The sequence below is a fragment of the Streptomyces sp. NPDC023481 genome, assembly GCF_055560195.1.
Genome location: NZ_JBVHJE010000004.1, coordinates 150,873 through 165,274, shown reverse-complemented (window position 1 = coordinate 165,274; position 14,402 = coordinate 150,873). Strand labels below are relative to the sequence as shown.

General features: G+C 73.9%; 12 protein-coding genes. 1 reads left to right on the top strand and 11 read right to left on the bottom strand.

Annotated features, from left to right (window positions below; translation table 11 throughout):
• Window positions 1–11 precede the first annotated feature (11 nt).
• Genes ligD through ACZ3ZD_RS10875 form a run of 3 tightly spaced genes read right to left on the bottom strand, consistent with a single transcriptional unit; the run spans window position 12 to window position 4,441 of the window.
• The gene (gene ligD, locus ACZ3ZD_RS10885) at window positions 12–947 is read right to left on the bottom strand and encodes a non-homologous end-joining DNA ligase (RefSeq protein ID WP_467395448.1); all 936 of its coding nucleotides are present in this window, start codon (window positions 945–947) and stop codon (window positions 12–14) included.
• Complete coding sequence (locus tag ACZ3ZD_RS10880; protein ID WP_467395447.1) at window positions 944–2,791, bottom strand: transketolase; 1,848 nt, start codon at window positions 2,789–2,791, stop codon at window positions 944–946. Before ACZ3ZD_RS10880 ends, ligD begins: the two co-directional genes overlap by 4 nt.
• 42 nt (window positions 2,792–2,833) lie before the next feature.
• Window positions 2,834–4,441, bottom strand: a complete 1,608-nt coding sequence (locus tag ACZ3ZD_RS10875) for an NAD(P)/FAD-dependent oxidoreductase (RefSeq protein ID WP_467395446.1) — start codon at window positions 4,439–4,441, stop codon at window positions 2,834–2,836.
• 204 nt (window positions 4,442–4,645) lie between these two features.
• Between ACZ3ZD_RS10875 and ACZ3ZD_RS10870 the strand changes: the two genes are divergently transcribed.
• Window positions 4,646–5,602, top strand: a complete 957-nt coding sequence (locus ACZ3ZD_RS10870; protein WP_467395445.1) for an LLM class F420-dependent oxidoreductase — start codon at window positions 4,646–4,648, stop codon at window positions 5,600–5,602.
• A 73-nt stretch (window positions 5,603–5,675) separates the two neighbouring features.
• On the opposite strand, the gene ACZ3ZD_RS10865 is transcribed toward ACZ3ZD_RS10870, so the two are convergent.
• The 8 genes from ACZ3ZD_RS10865 to ACZ3ZD_RS10830 form a co-directional block, all read right to left on the bottom strand.
• Window positions 5,676–6,119 (bottom strand): phage holin family protein, encoded by a 444-nt coding sequence (locus ACZ3ZD_RS10865; RefSeq protein ID WP_467395444.1) that lies wholly within the window; start codon window positions 6,117–6,119, stop codon window positions 5,676–5,678.
• Window positions 6,120–6,167: 48 nt separating this feature from the next.
• Window positions 6,168–6,731, bottom strand: coding sequence for a GNAT family N-acetyltransferase (locus tag ACZ3ZD_RS10860; RefSeq protein WP_467395443.1), 564 nt, complete (start codon window positions 6,729–6,731; stop codon window positions 6,168–6,170).
• A 9-nt stretch (window positions 6,732–6,740) separates the two neighbouring features.
• On the bottom strand, window positions 6,741–6,887 hold the full coding sequence (locus tag ACZ3ZD_RS10855) for a hypothetical protein (protein WP_467395442.1): 147 nt from the start codon (window positions 6,885–6,887) through the stop codon (window positions 6,741–6,743).
• On the bottom strand, window positions 6,884–8,851 hold the full coding sequence (locus ACZ3ZD_RS10850; RefSeq protein WP_467395441.1) for a S9 family peptidase: 1,968 nt from the start codon (window positions 8,849–8,851) through the stop codon (window positions 6,884–6,886). Before ACZ3ZD_RS10850 ends, ACZ3ZD_RS10855 begins: the two co-directional genes overlap by 4 nt.
• Before the next feature lie 3 nt (window positions 8,852–8,854).
• Window positions 8,855–10,171 carry a M20/M25/M40 family metallo-hydrolase gene (locus ACZ3ZD_RS10845; protein ID WP_467395440.1) on the bottom strand — a complete coding sequence of 439 codons (1,317 nt, stop codon included), beginning with the start codon at window positions 10,169–10,171 and terminating at the stop codon, window positions 8,855–8,857.
• Window positions 10,164–10,997, bottom strand: coding sequence for a M55 family metallopeptidase (locus ACZ3ZD_RS10840; RefSeq protein WP_467395439.1), 834 nt, complete (start codon window positions 10,995–10,997; stop codon window positions 10,164–10,166). Before ACZ3ZD_RS10840 ends, ACZ3ZD_RS10845 begins: the two co-directional genes overlap by 8 nt.
• 71 nt (window positions 10,998–11,068) lie before the next feature.
• Window positions 11,069–11,788 carry a class I SAM-dependent methyltransferase gene (locus ACZ3ZD_RS10835; protein ID WP_467395438.1) on the bottom strand — a complete coding sequence of 240 codons (720 nt, stop codon included), beginning with the start codon at window positions 11,786–11,788 and terminating at the stop codon, window positions 11,069–11,071.
• A 76-nt stretch (window positions 11,789–11,864) separates the two neighbouring features.
• Entirely contained in the window at window positions 11,865–14,306 is a 2,442-nt protein-coding gene (locus tag ACZ3ZD_RS10830; protein WP_467395437.1) for an ATP-binding SpoIIE family protein phosphatase, read from the bottom strand.
• Between the last annotated feature and the right edge of the window lie 96 nt (window positions 14,307–14,402).

Below are 14,402 nucleotides of genomic sequence, written 5' to 3'. Positions count from 1 at the left end.
TTGGCCAAACCTCAGGAGCGCATGTCATCGAGACGGCGTCGGGCGGGGGCCAGGGAGCGGCCGCGGTGGGGCAGGCCGCCCCACGGGTCCGTCCGGGCCTGGTCGACGGCGTCGGCGATGCTCCACCGGCGGGCGTCCAGCGTCGGATCGTCCACCTGGTTCCAGGCTAGGGGCACGGCGACCGGGGCGCCCGGGCGGGCGCGGACGCTGTAGGGGGCGACGGCGGTCTGGGCGTAGCCGTTGCGCTGCACGTCCAGGTAGAGGCGGTCGCCGCGGTCCTGTTTGCGGGCCGCGGTGGTGAGCCGGTCGGGGTGCCGGGAGGCGGCCAGCTCGGCGACGTCGTGGGCGAACCGGCGCACCTCGTCGAAGTCCTGCCGGCCGTCCAGCGGGACGACGAGGTGCAGGCCGCGCGAGCCGGTGGTCATGGGCGCGGCGGGCAGGCCCAGCTCGTCCAGCAGCTCGCGCGTCCAGCGGGCCGCGTCGCGTACGGCGGCGAAGTCGTCGCCGGCCGGGTCGAGGTCGATGACGAGCCGGTCGGGGTGGTCGGGGCCGTGGGCCCGGTCGGTGCGGGAGAGCCAGCGGTGCAGGGTGACGCAGGCCTGGTCGGCGAGGTAGAGGAGGGTGGCGGTGTCGTCGCACACGACGTGGGTGACCGTGCCGCCCTCCTTGGCGACCTCGGCGCGGGTGATCCAGTCCGGGTAGTGCTCGGGGGTGTTCTTCTGCAGGAACCGCTGGCCGTCCAGGCCGTCCGGGCAGCGTTCCAGGGTCAGCGGGCGGCCTCGCAGGTGCGGCAGCAGGTAGGGGGCTATGGACCGGTAGTAGTCGGCGAGGTCGCCCTTGGTGTACTCCCGGACGCCCCGGCGGCCGGGGAAGAGCACCTTCCCCGGCCGCTGGATCCGCACGGTGCGGCGGCCCGCCCGTAGGGTCCGGGCGTCGCCGGACGTCATCGCACGACCGCCTCCTCGACGAGCATCCTGGCCGCCGCCGCGATGCCGGTGGCGTCGATGCCGGCCGCGTGCAGTTGTTCGTCGGGGGCGGCCGAGCCCGGCATGGTGCGGACCGCGAGCCGGACCAGGCGGGGCACCGGCCGGCCGTCGCCGAACGCCTCGGCGACGGCGTCCCCGATGCCGCCCTCGGGGTGGTGGTCCTCCACCGTGAGCAGGCAGCCGGTCTCCTCGGCGGCCCGGTGCAGGGTCTCGGCGTCGACGGGCTTGACCGAGTACAGGTCGATCACCCGTACCCGGATGCCGTCGGCGGCGAGCCGGTCGGCGGCGGCCAGCGCCTCGGGGACGGTCACCCCGGCGGCGACGATGGTCAGCCGGTCGTCGTCGCCGGAGCGCAGCGTCTTGCTGCCGCCGACGGGGAACTCCTCGTCGGGGCCGTAGATCACCGGGGTCTTGCCGCGGGAGGTGCGCAGGTAGCGGATGCCCTCCAGGCCGGCCATGGTGGCGACCAGGCGGGCGGTCTGGTTGGCGTCGCACGGGTAGAGCACGGTGGAGCCGTACACGGACCGGAACATCGCCAGGTCCTCCAGGCCCATCTGGGAGGGGCCGTCCTGCCCGATCGCGACACCGGCGTGCGAGCCGACGATGTTGAGCCCGGACCCGCTGACGGACGCCATGCGGACGAAGTCGTGGGCGCGGGTGAGGAAGGCCGCGAACGTGGAGGCGTACGGCATCCAGCCGCGGGCGGCCATGCCGACGGCGGTGGCGACGAGTTGCTGCTCGGCGATGTAGCACTCGAAGAACCGGTCGGGGTGTTCCTTGGCGAACTCCTCGGTACGGGTGGAGTCGCCGACCTCGCCGTCCAGGGCGACGACGTCGCCGCGGGCGGTGCCGAGCGCGGCGAGGGCCTTGCCGAAGGCGTCGCGGGTCGCGGCCTCGTCACCCTGGTCGTAGCGGGGCAGCCGGACGGCCTCGGTGGTGTGCGAGCGCAGCGCGGCGGCGGCCTGCGGCTCGGAGACGCGGACGTGCAGGTCGCGGGGGCCGCCGAGTTCGGCGATGGCGTCCTCGGCCTCGGGCAGCGGCTTGCCGTGCAGGCCCTCGCGGTCCTCGACGGCGGCGACGCCCCTGCCCTTCAGGGTGCGGGCGATGATCGCGGTGGGCTGCCCGGTGGTGGACAGCGCCTCCCCGTAGGCGCGGTCGATGGCGTCGACGTCGTGGCCGTCGATCTCGACGGTGTGCCAGCCGAAGGCCTGGAAGCGGCGGGCGTAGGCGTCGAGGTCGTGGCCGTGCCGGGTGGGGCCGCGCTGGCCGAGCCGGTTGACGTCGACGATGGCGATCAGGTTGTCCAGGTTCTCGTAGCCGGCGTGTTCGGCTGCCTCCCACACGGAGCCCTCGGCCAGTTCGCTGTCGCCGCACAGCACCCACACCCGGTAGCCGGTGCGGTCCAGTCGCTTTCCGGCGAGGGCGATGCCGACGCCGACGGGCAGGCCCTGGCCGAGGGAGCCGGTGGCGGTCTCCACCCACGGCAGGCGGCGGGGCGTCGGGTGGCCCTCCAGCCGGCTGCCGAGCTTGCGGAAGGTGACCAGCTCGCCGTCCTCGATCGCGCCGGCCGCCTTGTACGCGGAGTACAGCAGCGGTGAGGCGTGGCCCTTGGAGAGGACGAAGCGGTCGTTCGCGGGGTGGTCGGGGCGCTCGAAGTCGTAGCGGAGGTGGTGGGCGAGCAGGACGGCCACCAGGTCGGCGGCGGACATGGAGGACGTGGGGTGTCCGGATCCCGCGGCGGCGGACGCCCGCACGCTGTCCACGCGCAACTGCTGGCCCAGTTCGGCGAGTTCGTCGGTGTTCATGTGTCTCCTCGGTCTCCTTGCGCTGGGGAGCGCCGGGGGCGCTCAGTCGGACGGGTTCGGGCGGTCCGCGGGATCGTCCGGTCCGGCGGGTTCGGGGGCGTCGGCGCGCTTGACGGGGCCGGGAGCCGGATGGTCCGGCCCGCCCCCGGACGGCTCGCTCCCGGCCGGTTCCCTTTCGGTCTGGTGGACGGCGGGCTCGCCGCCGGGCTGGTTCTTCGCGGGCTCCCCGCCGGGCTGGTTCCTGGCGGGCTCCCCGCCGGGCTGGTCCTTGGCGGGTTCGTCGGGCCGGTTGTCCGGGTGTGTCATGGTGTCGTCTCCTGCCTGGGCGGGCGGCGGGTCCGGGCCGCCGGGTACCCGCGCGAGTTCGGGTGAGGCCGTGTCCAGCGGCACCGACCAGGCTCGTACGAGGCCCAACTGGACGCCCTGGCGCGGGAGTACGGCGTCCAGCAGCCAGTCGGCGGCGACCCGGACGCGGTTGCCGGGCAGCGCGGCCAGGTGGTATCCGCGGGTGACCGCGGCCGCCGCCGGGCCGGACAGCGGGATGCCGAACGGGTCGGCGGCGGCCCGGACACCGCCCAGGTCGACGGCGAAGCCCAGGTCCCGGTGGCGGTACGGGCGCCGGCGCCGGCCGAGGCCGAGCGAGCCGGCCACGTTCTCCCCGGCCACCCGGCCCTGCCGCCAGGCGTGTTGCGCCGTCATCGGCGTGAACTCCCCCGGACGGGTGAGGTCGGGCACGGCCGCCGCGTCCCCGCAGGCGAACACGTCGGTGCGGCCCGGCAGTTGCAGGTACGGGTCGACGATCAGCCGGCCGTGCTCCAACGGTTGCCCGGCAGCCTCCACCAGCGGATCGGGCCGTACGCCCACACACCACACCAGGGTCCGCGAGGCGACGAACTCCCCGTCGGTGAGGAGCACCCCGTCGGAGGTGGCCTCCTTCACGGAGGTGCCCATCCGCACGTCCACCCCGCGGGCCCGCAGCACCCGGTCGGCCGTACGGGAGAGCCGCTCGTCCAGCTCCGGCAGCACCCGCGGCGCCACGTCCAGCAGGATCCAGCGCGGCCGCACGCCCGCGGGCAGCGGGTTCCGGCGGGCCAGCCGGTCGGTGAGCATCTGCAACTGGGCGGCCACCTCGGTGCCGGTGTAGCCGGCGCCGACCACCACGAAGGTGCAGCGAGCGGCGCTGGTCCCGAGGTCGTCCCCGGCGGCCGCCAGTTCCACCTGCCGGGTCACGTGGTCGCGCAGGTACAGCGCCTCGGGCAGCCCGCGGAAGCCGTGCGCGTGCTCGGCGACCCCGGGGACCGGCAGCAGCTTGTTGACGCTGCCGACGGCCAGCACCAGCCGGTCGTAGCCGAGGCTGCCGGCACCGCCCTCGGGGCCGCGGTAGTGGACGGTACGGCCGTCCAGGTCGACGCCGTCCGCCTCGCCGAGCACCAGGCGCACCCCGCGCAGCGTGTCCGGCAGGGACACGGCGACCCGGCGGGCCTCCAGGACGCCGGCGGCGACCTGGGGCAGCAGCGGCAGGTACAGGAAGTGGTCGGTGGGGTTCAGCAGGGTGACGTCGGCCCGGTTCCGGGTCAGCCGGGCCAGCGTGCGGGCAGCCCGGTACCCGGCGAAACCGGCGCCGACGATCACGACGCGGGGTCGGCTCACGGTGCGCCTCCGGCGGTCTGGCTCGTCCGAGGTCTTCCGCGTAACCGGGGCAGGGGCACCCAAACTCCGCGCGGGTCACCCGTTACGCCCCCGGGAGCACCCGAACGCCGTCCCCGTGACCGCCGCCGCGGTGGCGTTTCGCCCGGTCGCGCCCGGTTACCCGGGCCGGGAACGGACCACGTCAGCTTCCGCGGAGGTTTGCCCATGCCCGAGTACGGCTATTTCCTGGCGTGCGAGGAGCACGACCCCGCTGCCCTCGTCGAACAGGCCCGGATGGCCGAACAGGCCGGCTTCCAGGCGCTGTGGATCTCCGACCACTACCATCCGTGGAACGACGCACAGGGGCAGAGCCCGTTCGTGTGGTCGGTGATCGGCGCGCTGTCGGAGGCCGTGTCGCTGCCCATCGAGACCGCGGTGACCTGCCCGACCGTGCGGATGCACCCGGCGGTCGTGGCCCAGGCCGCGGCGACCAGCGCGGTGATGACCGGGGGCAGGTTCCGGCTGGGCGTGGGCACCGGTGAGGCGCTGAACGAGCACATCCTCGGCGACCGCTGGCCTCCGACCCAGGTGCGCCTGGAGATGCTGGAAGAGGCGATCCAGGTGATGCGCCGGCTGTTCACCGGCGAGGAGGTCACCCATCACGGCACCCACTACACCGTGGAGAACGCCCGCCTCTACACGGTTCCCGACGAGCCCGTCCCGATCGACATCTCCGGTTTCGGCCCGAAGGCGACCGCGCTGGCCTCCCGGGTGGCCGACGGCTACATCACGATGATGCCGGAGGAGGAGATGGTCACGCGGTTCCGCAAGGGCGGCGGCGGGATGAAGCTGGTCAGCGGCGGCACGAAGGTCTGCTACGGCAGCGACCGCGACGCGTGCGTCCGTACGGTGCACAAGCTCTGGTACAACGAGCTGCTGCCCGGCGAGATGGGCCAGGTGCTGCCCTCGCCCCGGCACTTCGAGCAGTTGCAGGAGCTGGTCACCGAGGACATGGTGCGGGACAACACGGTGTGCGGTGACAACGTGGACGAGCACGTGTCGGCGCTGCGCGAGTTCGCCGACGCCGGGTTCGACCGGGTGTACGTGAACCAGATCGGGCCGGACCAGCGGGGCTTCTTCGACTTCTACCGGACGAAGGTGCTGCCGCAGCTCACCGGCTGAACGCGGGGAAGGGGGCGGGGCAGACGCCCCGCCCCCTTCCCCTGTCACGCCCTGCGACGGTCGGACGTGGCCGTCAGGCCCTGTGGTGCGGGCCGTCGGGGTCGATGGATGCCTCGGGAGGTGTCTGCGGCATCGGCGGGTACGGCATGCCGAGGCCGCTCGGCGGGGCGCCCGGCGCGCTGCCGCCGAGCACGCGGTGCGCGGTGTGGTGACCGTGCTCGGAGGGGCCGGAGTGGGCGGCGCCCCGCAGGACGTACGCCACCACGCCCAGCAGCGCCGCGGTGATCAGTGCCGCGGCCCAGCCGGGCAGTCCGATCGCCAGGGCCAGGCCCACGGCGAGGGCCACCGCGCCGCCCGCGTACAGGGCGGCGGCGCCCGACGCTGCGTAGAGCATGGCGGTACGGCGCCGCTTGCGCGACTGCTCGCGCAGTTCGTCGCGTACCGTCTCGCGCGCCACCTGAGCCAGTTCTTCGACGAGGTGCTTGTCCAGATGTTCCAGGTGATCGATGCGGTCCATACCCTGCGGGTACCCGCCGGATACGGCCGGTAACGCCCGGCGCCACGATCAGCTCGGCCGCGCCGCTCCCCCGCGCATCTCCGCGGTGAGGGCCCAGCGTTCGTGGTCGCGCCAGGCGCCGTCGACGTAGATCATGTCCGGGGAGAAGCCCTCCAGGCGGAAGCCGGCGCCCCGGGCCAGGGCGATGGAGGCGGCGTTGCCGGGCTGGACGTTGATCTCCAGCCGGTGCAGGCCCAGCGGCCCGAACGCGTACCCGATCACCAGCTCCATGGCCTCGCGCATCAGGCCCCGCCCGGCCGCGTGCGCGAAGACGCCGTAGCCGAGGGCACCGGACTGCAGGCCGCCCCGCACGATGTTGTTGATGTTGATGAAACCGGCGATGGCCCCGCCGTCCTTCTCGCACACCAGGAAGCCGGCCCGGTCCGGGTCCTCGATGAGCCGCCCGGCGTACTCGGCGTACGCCTCGTCGCCGGCCGGCGGGAACAGCCACGGCCGGTGCAGGTCCTTGCTCTCGCGGGCCCGCGCGGTGAACTCGGGGCCGTCGTCGAGGGTGAAGGGTCGGAGGGCGACACGGGGGCCCTCGGCGAGGTACCGGGACGGGGGGTGCGGCATGCGACCAGCCTACGGCGCCGGCCGGACGCCGGCGTCGGTGCCGGCGAGGTACCCGAACTCGGTGTGCCGGGCCAGGACATGGGGGCCGGCCACGGGGTCGGGGTCCCAGCCGCGCGGCACGTCCAGGGCCGCCTGCGGCCGGACGGGTTCCGTCACAAGGTCAGCTCCACCTTCGGCACCCGCGGTGCCGGTTCCAGTCCGAACACCTGGGCGTACAGGGACAGTTCGGCCTCCAGGGCGCGGGTCATCGTGTCGGCGCGACGGAATCCGTGGCCCTCGCCCTCGAAGGTGAGGTAGGCGTGCGGCACGCCCCGGCCGGCGATCCGGGCGAGGAAGCGTTCGCACTGGGCGGGCGGGCAGATGACGTCGTCCAGGCCCTGGAGCAGCAGGAAGGGCACGCTCAGCCGGTCGGCGTGCGCGGTCGGGGAGCGTTCGGCGTACCGGGCGGGCACCTCGGCGGGCGGGCCGATCAGCGACTCCAGATAGCGGGACTCGAAGTCGTGGGTCTCGCCGGGGCCCCAGGTGGTGAGGTCGAGGACGGGGTAGATGATGGTGCCGCAGGCGTACACGTCGGTCGTGGTCAGGGAGGCGGCGGTGGTCCAGCCGCCCGCGCTGCCGCCCCGGATGGCCAGCCGGGCGGGGTCGGCGGTGCCCTCCTCGGCGAGGGCGCGGGCGACGGCCGCGCAGTCCTCGACGTCGACCACGCCCCACTGTTCGCGCAGCCGCTCCCGGTAGGCGCGGCCGTATCCGGTGGAGCCGCCGTAGTCGACCTCGGCGACGCCGAGGCCCCGCGAGGTGAAGTAGGCGATCGCCAGGTCCAGCACGAGCGGCGCCCGGCTGGTGGGGCCGCCGTGCGCCCAGATGACGTACGGCGGGAGTTCGCCGTCGGGCGCGGTCCGTGCGGGGTGGTGCGGCGGGTAGACGTGCGCGTGCACCTCGCGGCCGTCCGGACCGGGGAAGGTGCGGATCTGCGGCTCCGGGTAGTGCGCGGGGTCGACGGGGTCCCGGTGCCGGGCGCCGATCACGCGGGCGCGGCCGGTGGCGGTGTCGAGTTCGACCACCTCGTACGCGGTACGCGGGCTCGCGGCGACGGTGACGACACGGTGGCCGTGGGTGGCGAGGGCGGGGGTGTACTCCGTCCACGGTCCGGCGGCGTCGACGAGTTCACCGGATTCGCTGTCCAGTATGCCGAGTACGGTCGACCCTCGACCGTGTACGACCGCCAGGAGACCGTCTTCCAGCGGTGCGAACCAGCGCAGCCCCAGCTGCCACAGCGGCCCGCCGAACTCCTCCTCGCGCGGGCAGAGCGGGATGCCGTCGCGGTAGAGGTTCCACCAGCCGCCACGGTCGCTGGTGTACAGAATCCTGCCGTCCGTCGACCACTCGACCTGCGCGACCGCCTCATCCGGTCCACCGGCGACTGTCCGCACGTCCGTCAGCCGGCCGTCCTCCCCCACCGCGGCCACCAGCAGTTCCGTCCCCTCCCACGGCATCCGCGGGTGGTCCCACCCCAGCCATGCGGCCCGCCGGCCGTCCGGGGAGAGCCGGGCGCCGGTGACGAACCGGTGCCGGGGTTCGGCCAGTGCCCGGACGGCCCCGCGGTCGTCGGCGGCCGAGCCGTCCAGCGGTACGGCGGCCAGGAGGCGCCGTACGTCGCCGGCACCGTCCCCGGTGAACTCCTCCAGCACGCACCACACCTCGCCGCGGGCCGGGTCCACCCGGGGTTCGGCCCAGCGCAGGCCGCCGCCCACCGGGGAGAGCGGGGTGAGCGGGACGGGTTCGCCGCCGGGCTCGTACCGGTACAGCCGCTGGTCGGCGAAGTGCACGAAGACGATCAGCGGGCGGCCGTCCCGCACGAGCCCGGTCCACGGCCGGCCACCGTACTCGATGACCCGGCTGCGGACGTTCCACGGCGCCGGCAGCACGGACTCCTCCCGGCCGTCGGTGCGCCGCCGGACCAGCGCGCGGCGGCCGCCCTCGGCCGGCCGGGGCTCGGTCCACCAGACCTCGTCGCCGACGAAGTCCACCCACTCCGGCCGTCCGTCGTGCGCGGCGGCGAGCGCCGCGTCGATGGGTGACGGCCACGATCCGTACGGCGTTGTCGGCACCGGCTCCCCCATCGTCTAGGCCGTCCGCAGGAAGCGGTCGAGGACCCGGACCCCGAAGTGCAGGGCCGCCACGGGTACCCGTTCGTCCACGCCGTGGAACAGCGCCTGGTAGTCGAGGCCGGCGGGCAGTTTCAGCGGGGCGAAGCCGTAGCCGGTGATGCCGAGCCGGGAGAACTGCTTGGCGTCGGTGCCGCCCGGCATGCAGTACGGCACCACGTGCCCGCCGGGTGCGAACTCCTCGACGGCGGCCCGCATCCGCGCGAACAGCGGGGCGTCCACCGGTGCTTCGAGGGCGACTTCACGGTGGGCGAACTCCCATCGGACGTCCGGGCCGGTCAGTTCGTCCAGGGTGGCCGTGAACTCCTCCTCGGTGCCGGGGAGGTAGCGTCCGTCGACGTAGGCGACGGCCTCGCCCGGGATGACGTTCAGTTTGTAACCGGCGTCCAGCATGGTCGGGCTGGTGCTGTTGCGGAGGGTGGCCTCGACCAGCCGGGCCGCGGGGCCGAGCTTGTCCAGCAGCCGGTCGACCTCCCTGAAGTCGGCTTCGATGCCGTAGAGGGCGGCGAGTTCGGTGAGGGCGGCCCGTACGGTCGGGGTGAGCCGGAGCGGCCACCGGTGTTCGCCGATGCGGGTGACGGCGGCGGCGAGCCGGGTCACCGCGTTCTCCTTGTTCACCCTGGAGCCGTGTCCGGCGCGGCCGCGTGCGGTGAGCTTCAGCCAGCCGGTGCCCCGCTCGCCCGCGGCGACGGGGTAGATCTCCCGGCCGGACCCGTCGTGGAAGGTGAAGGCGCCCGACTCGCCGATGGCCTCGGTGCAGCCCTCGAAGAGTTCGGGGTGCCGGTCGGCGAGGAACCCGGAGCCGTCCTCGGCGCTGGCCTCCTCGTCGGCGGTGAACGCGATGACGAGGTCGCGGCGGGGCCGGACGCCCCGCCGGGCCCAGGACCGGATCACCGCGAGGACCATCGCGTCCATGTTCTTCATGTCGACGGCGCCGCGCCCCCACACGACGCCGTCCCGGACCTCGCCGGAGAAGGGGTGGACCGTCCAGTCGGCGGCCTCGGCGGGGACGACGTCGAGGTGGCCGTGGACCAGCAGCGCGTCGGCGGACGGGTCGGTGCCCTCGATCCGGGCCACCACGTTGGTGCGGCCCGGGGTGCGCTCCAGCAGCAGGGGCTCCAGGCCGGCCCCGGCCATCCGCTCGGCCGCGTACTCGGCGGCGGGCCGCTCCCGGCAGTCGCCGCCGCCCCGGTTGGTGGTGTCGATGCGGATCAGGCCGGAGGTGAACTCGACGACCTCGTCCAGGGACAGCTCGTCGGCGTGCTGGTCAGCCATACTGCTCCTCCACGGCGGCGGAGGCGATCGTGGTGACCGCCTTGAACGTCCTGATCCCCTCGTACATCGTGGCGCTGGTGTACGCCACCTTGCGTTCCGCGATCCGTGCCACGCCGGGGACGACGGTGGCGGCCATCGCGAGGTGTTCGGCGTCGAACTCGACGGCGACCGTGAACGGACCCGCCTGAGCGGGTTCGTGACGGACCGCCAGCCGTGCCGCCTCCTTGGCCGCCGCGCGGATGTCGGCCGCGGTCCTGGCCGGGGTCCGGCACACGGCCGCGTACCGGGACACATGGTCCTTGACGGCGACCTTCGGTGCCTCGGGCGCGTAGCCGAGGGCGTCCTCACAGGCGAGGTCGTCACCGGTGACGAGGACGACGGGGACGCCGTACTCGGCGACGACGTGCGCGTTGAGCAGGCCCTCACTGGCGCGGACGTCGTTCAGCCACACGCCGGTGATCTGGTTCGCGAGGTAGGTGTGGGCGAGGACGCCCTCCATGCCGGCGCCCGCGTGGTAGCCGACGAACGCGATGCCGTCGACGTCCCCGTGCTGGACGCCCTCCACCATGGACAGCGCCTTGTGCCGGCCGGTGAGCATCTCGACCCGCTCGTCGAGCCGCTCCAGGAGCAGGTTGCGCATGGTCCAGTGGGCCTCGTTGACGAGCACCTGGTCGGCGCCGCCGTCGAAGAAGCCCTCGACGGCGGCGTTCACGTCCGAGGTGAACATCGACCGGCACCGCTCCCACTGGGGCGTCCCCGGCAGCACGTCGGCAGGCCAGGTGACGCCGGTGGCACCCTCCATGTCGGCACTGATGAGGATCTTCATGGTCGGTCACGTTACGCGCCGGGCGGCGGGCAGGCTACGACCCGCCCGCGGGAGGCGGTGCCGGGTCCCGGTCAGGCCCGGGCGAGGACGAACCAGCGGGCCGGCAGGTCGATGCGGGTGCCGTCGCTCAGGTGCTCGGTCTGCGGGACGGTCGTCTCGCCGTCGGCCAGGACCTTGAGGCCGGCCCCGGCGAGCAGACGCGGGATCTCGTCGTCGGAGGCGTCGGCGGGCTTGAGTCCGTACTGGAAGACCCGCTGGAGCTTGGGTCCCGGACCGGCCGGTTCGGACGCCGCGCGCCGCAGGACGTCCCGGGAGCCGGAGGTGAGTTCCACGACGAAGGCGCGGCCCTCGGCGCCGATGAGTTCGGCGACGGCGGCGGCGACCGCGGGCCGGGCGTGCGGTTCGCTCTGGTGGATGACGGCCCGCATGTAGACGTGGCTGTCGCCCAGGCGCTGGTGCAGGGCGCGTACGGCGTCGGTGTCGGTGAGGTCCAGTTGTTGGAACTCGACGGCTTCGCCGTCCGCGGCGCGGCGGGCGTGCTCCACGGCCGCGTGGGAGAGGTCGACGCCGACGGCGCGGGCGAACCGGGTGGCCAGGTAGCGGGTCTGGGTGCCGTTGCCGCAGCCGAGGTCCACGATCGTGCGGTCGGGGTCGGCGTGCGGCAGGAGCAGTTCGCTGTGCGGTGCGGCGCTCAGGGCGGGATCGGAGTCCCAGATGGCCTCGCCCCGGGCGTCGGAGGTGTCGCGCCAGTAACTCTCCCAGGCGTTGCGGTACTTGTCCGAGACGTTCATGCGCTCTCCCCACGGTCGGTTCCGTGATCGGGATATCGCGTCGAGCGGGTCCGGGGCAAGGGTCGGGCGGTCACCTTCACGAGATGGGGATGGTCTGTTCGAACCAGACGGTCTTGTGGTGGCCGGTGGCGCTGGCACCCCATTCCCGGGCGAGCCGGCTGACCACGCGCAGGCCGCGGCCGGACTCGTCGTGGGGTCCGGCGTTCAGCATGGCGGGCAGGGCGGGTTCGTCGTCGGTGACCTCGAACAGCAGGGCGTCGGTGCGGACCACGCGCAGTCCGACCCGGTCGGACTCGGCGTGCCGGACGGCGTTGGTGACGACCTCGCTGACCAGCAGTTCGGCGGTCTCCACGGCGTGGGGCAGGCCCCAGTCGAGGAGTTGCCGGCGCACCAGGCGGCGGGCCCGGCCCACCTCGCGCGGGTCGGTGTCGAGCTGCCACGCGGCGACGTGGTCGTCGGGGATGCCGTTGAGGCGGGCCATGAGCAGGGCGACGTCGTCCTTGCGGCCCCCGTGGGTGTTGAGGGCGCGGATGATGGTGTCGCAGGCGTCGTCCATGGAGGCGGCGGGGTGCGCGGCGGACTCGCAGAGCGCCGCGAGGCCCTCGCCGATGTCGGTGCCGCGGACCTCGACCAGGCCGTCGGTGCACAGCACCAGCCGGTCGCCGGGGTTGACCTTGACCGTGGCGGCCTCGAAGGGGACGCCGCCGACGCCCACGGGTGCGCCGGTGGGCAGGTCGAGGAGTTCGCTGCTGCCGTCCTCGGCGCGGACCAGCACGGGCGGGATGTGGCCGGCGTTGGCGAGGCTCAGTTCGCCGCGGATCGGGTCGTAGACGGCGTACAGGCAGGTGGCGAGGTAGGTGTCGCCGAGCCTGCGGGCCAGGTCGTCGAGGTTGCGCAGGAGTTGGGCGGGCGGGGTCTCCATGGTGGCCATGGTCTGTACGGCGGTGCGCAACTGGCCCATCATGGCGGCCGAGTTGAGGCCGTGGCCCATGACGTCGCCGACGACGAGCGCGGTGCGGGAGCCGGACAGTTTGATGGTGTCGAACCAGTCGCCGCCGATCCGGCCGAGCCGGGTGCCGGGCAGGTAGCGGGTGGCGATGTCGCAGCCGGCCATCCGCGGGGTGACCTGCGGCAGCATGCTGTCCTGGAGGGTGTCGGCGACGTTCTCCTGGTAGGTGTACATGCGGGCGTTGTCGAGGACGAGGCCCGCGCGGGCGGCGAGTTCGGCGCCGGTGGTGCGGTCCATGTCGTCGAACTGGGGCCGGTCGGGGCGGCGCATGAGCACCATGAAGCCGAGGACGACGTTGCGCGCCTTGAGCGGGACGATCAGCAGGGACCGGCCGGTGATCAGCGGCCGCAGGTCGCGCTTCTCGAACTCGCCCGAGATGCGTTCGGACAGTTCGTCGGTGACCCTCGGGACGAGGACCGGCTCGCCCGTCTCCATGCACTGGTAGAACGGGGTGTGTTCGGGGAAGGCGAAGGCCTCGCCGACGGGCACGGTGTCGTCCCAGCGGCCGGGTTCGTCGTTGTGCTCGACCCAGACGCGGAACATCACGGTGCTGGCGTCCGGCGGTCCGTCCGGGAAGCCCTCGCCGGCCAGCACGGCGGCCCGCAGGTGGGTGCCGGCGAAGTCGGCGAAGCGGGGTACGGCGGCGCTGGTGACCTCGCGGATCGTCTCGCCGAGGTCCAGGGAGGAGCCGATGGCGGAGCTGACCTCGTTGAGGAACTCCAGGCGCTCGCGGACGGCGGCGTACTCCAGGTCCTGTTCGGCGCCGGCCGGGACCACGGCCGGTGTCCGCTGCTGCGGTACGACGACTTCGGCGCGGGTGCGTCCGGGACGGCGGGGCACGCCCCAGTACGGGGTCACGGGCACCCGCTCGTACTGGCTGAACTCCAGGATGGGGTAGCCGAGTTCGAGGACCTGGGAGACGATGCGGGCGCTGAGTCCCGGGCCCATGTTGGGCAGGATGTCGGGCAGCCGGCGTTCGAGTTCCTCGGACGCGGGCAGCTCGGTGTGACGGGCGAAGCCGGGCGAGATGCGTTCGGCGGTCTCGTCGTCGTAGCCGCGTTCCTCGCGCAGCCGGGTGGCGTCGGCGGCGAGCACGAGCAGCCGGGCGGGATCCGGGCCGACCAGCGGGTAGGCCCACCACAGCACGTCGAGCCGCTCCTCGCCGCCGGACAGCGGATCGGGTGGGGCGACGCGGGCGCGGCCGGCGGTGGGGTACCCGTTGTGCCCGCCGAGGGAGGTCTCCAGGTCGGGTCCGGGCCCGTCGTGGAGCGGGTGGGGATCCGGTGCCGCGCTCTCCTCGGGGAGGGCGCCGGAGACCGGCAGCAGGTCCGCCGCGGGATGTCCGACGGCGTCCTCCCTGCCCACGCCGAACAGGCGCGCCGCGCCACTGCTCCAGTGGGACACTGTTCCGGAGCGGTCCACGACGACCACCGCCAGCGGAATCCGGCCCGCCGTGATGTCGCCGGCGCCGCGCCCGGGAGTCGCGTCCCGCTCGCTGCCACGGTCCATGGCCCAGGCCCTCTCTCCCCACGGCTGTCCGCAAACGATCTGTGCCGCCCGCCACTACGGTACGGGGACGGCCGGTCGCGATGTGTGCCAATCCTG

Coding starts and splice junctions, on each gene's coding strand:
- ligD (WP_467395448.1), bottom strand. CDS start 947: ATGACGTCCGGCGACGCCCGGACCCTACGGGCGGGCCGCCGCACCGTG.
- ACZ3ZD_RS10880 (WP_467395447.1), bottom strand. CDS start 2,791: ATGAACACCGACGAACTCGCCGAACTGGGCCAGCAGTTGCGCGTGGAC.
- ACZ3ZD_RS10870 (WP_467395445.1), top strand. CDS start 4,646: ATGCCCGAGTACGGCTATTTCCTGGCGTGCGAGGAGCACGACCCCGCT.
- ACZ3ZD_RS10865 (WP_467395444.1), bottom strand. CDS start 6,119: ATGGACCGCATCGATCACCTGGAACATCTGGACAAGCACCTCGTCGAA.
- ACZ3ZD_RS10860 (WP_467395443.1), bottom strand. CDS start 6,731: ATGCCGCACCCCCCGTCCCGGTACCTCGCCGAGGGCCCCCGTGTCGCC.
- ACZ3ZD_RS10850 (WP_467395441.1), bottom strand. CDS start 8,851: ATGGGGGAGCCGGTGCCGACAACGCCGTACGGATCGTGGCCGTCACCC.
- ACZ3ZD_RS10845 (WP_467395440.1), bottom strand. CDS start 10,171: ATGGCTGACCAGCACGCCGACGAGCTGTCCCTGGACGAGGTCGTCGAG.
- ACZ3ZD_RS10840 (WP_467395439.1), bottom strand. CDS start 10,997: ATGAAGATCCTCATCAGTGCCGACATGGAGGGTGCCACCGGCGTCACC.
- ACZ3ZD_RS10835 (WP_467395438.1), bottom strand. CDS start 11,788: ATGAACGTCTCGGACAAGTACCGCAACGCCTGGGAGAGTTACTGGCGC.
- ACZ3ZD_RS10830 (WP_467395437.1), bottom strand. CDS start 14,306: ATGGACCGTGGCAGCGAGCGGGACGCGACTCCCGGGCGCGGCGCCGGC.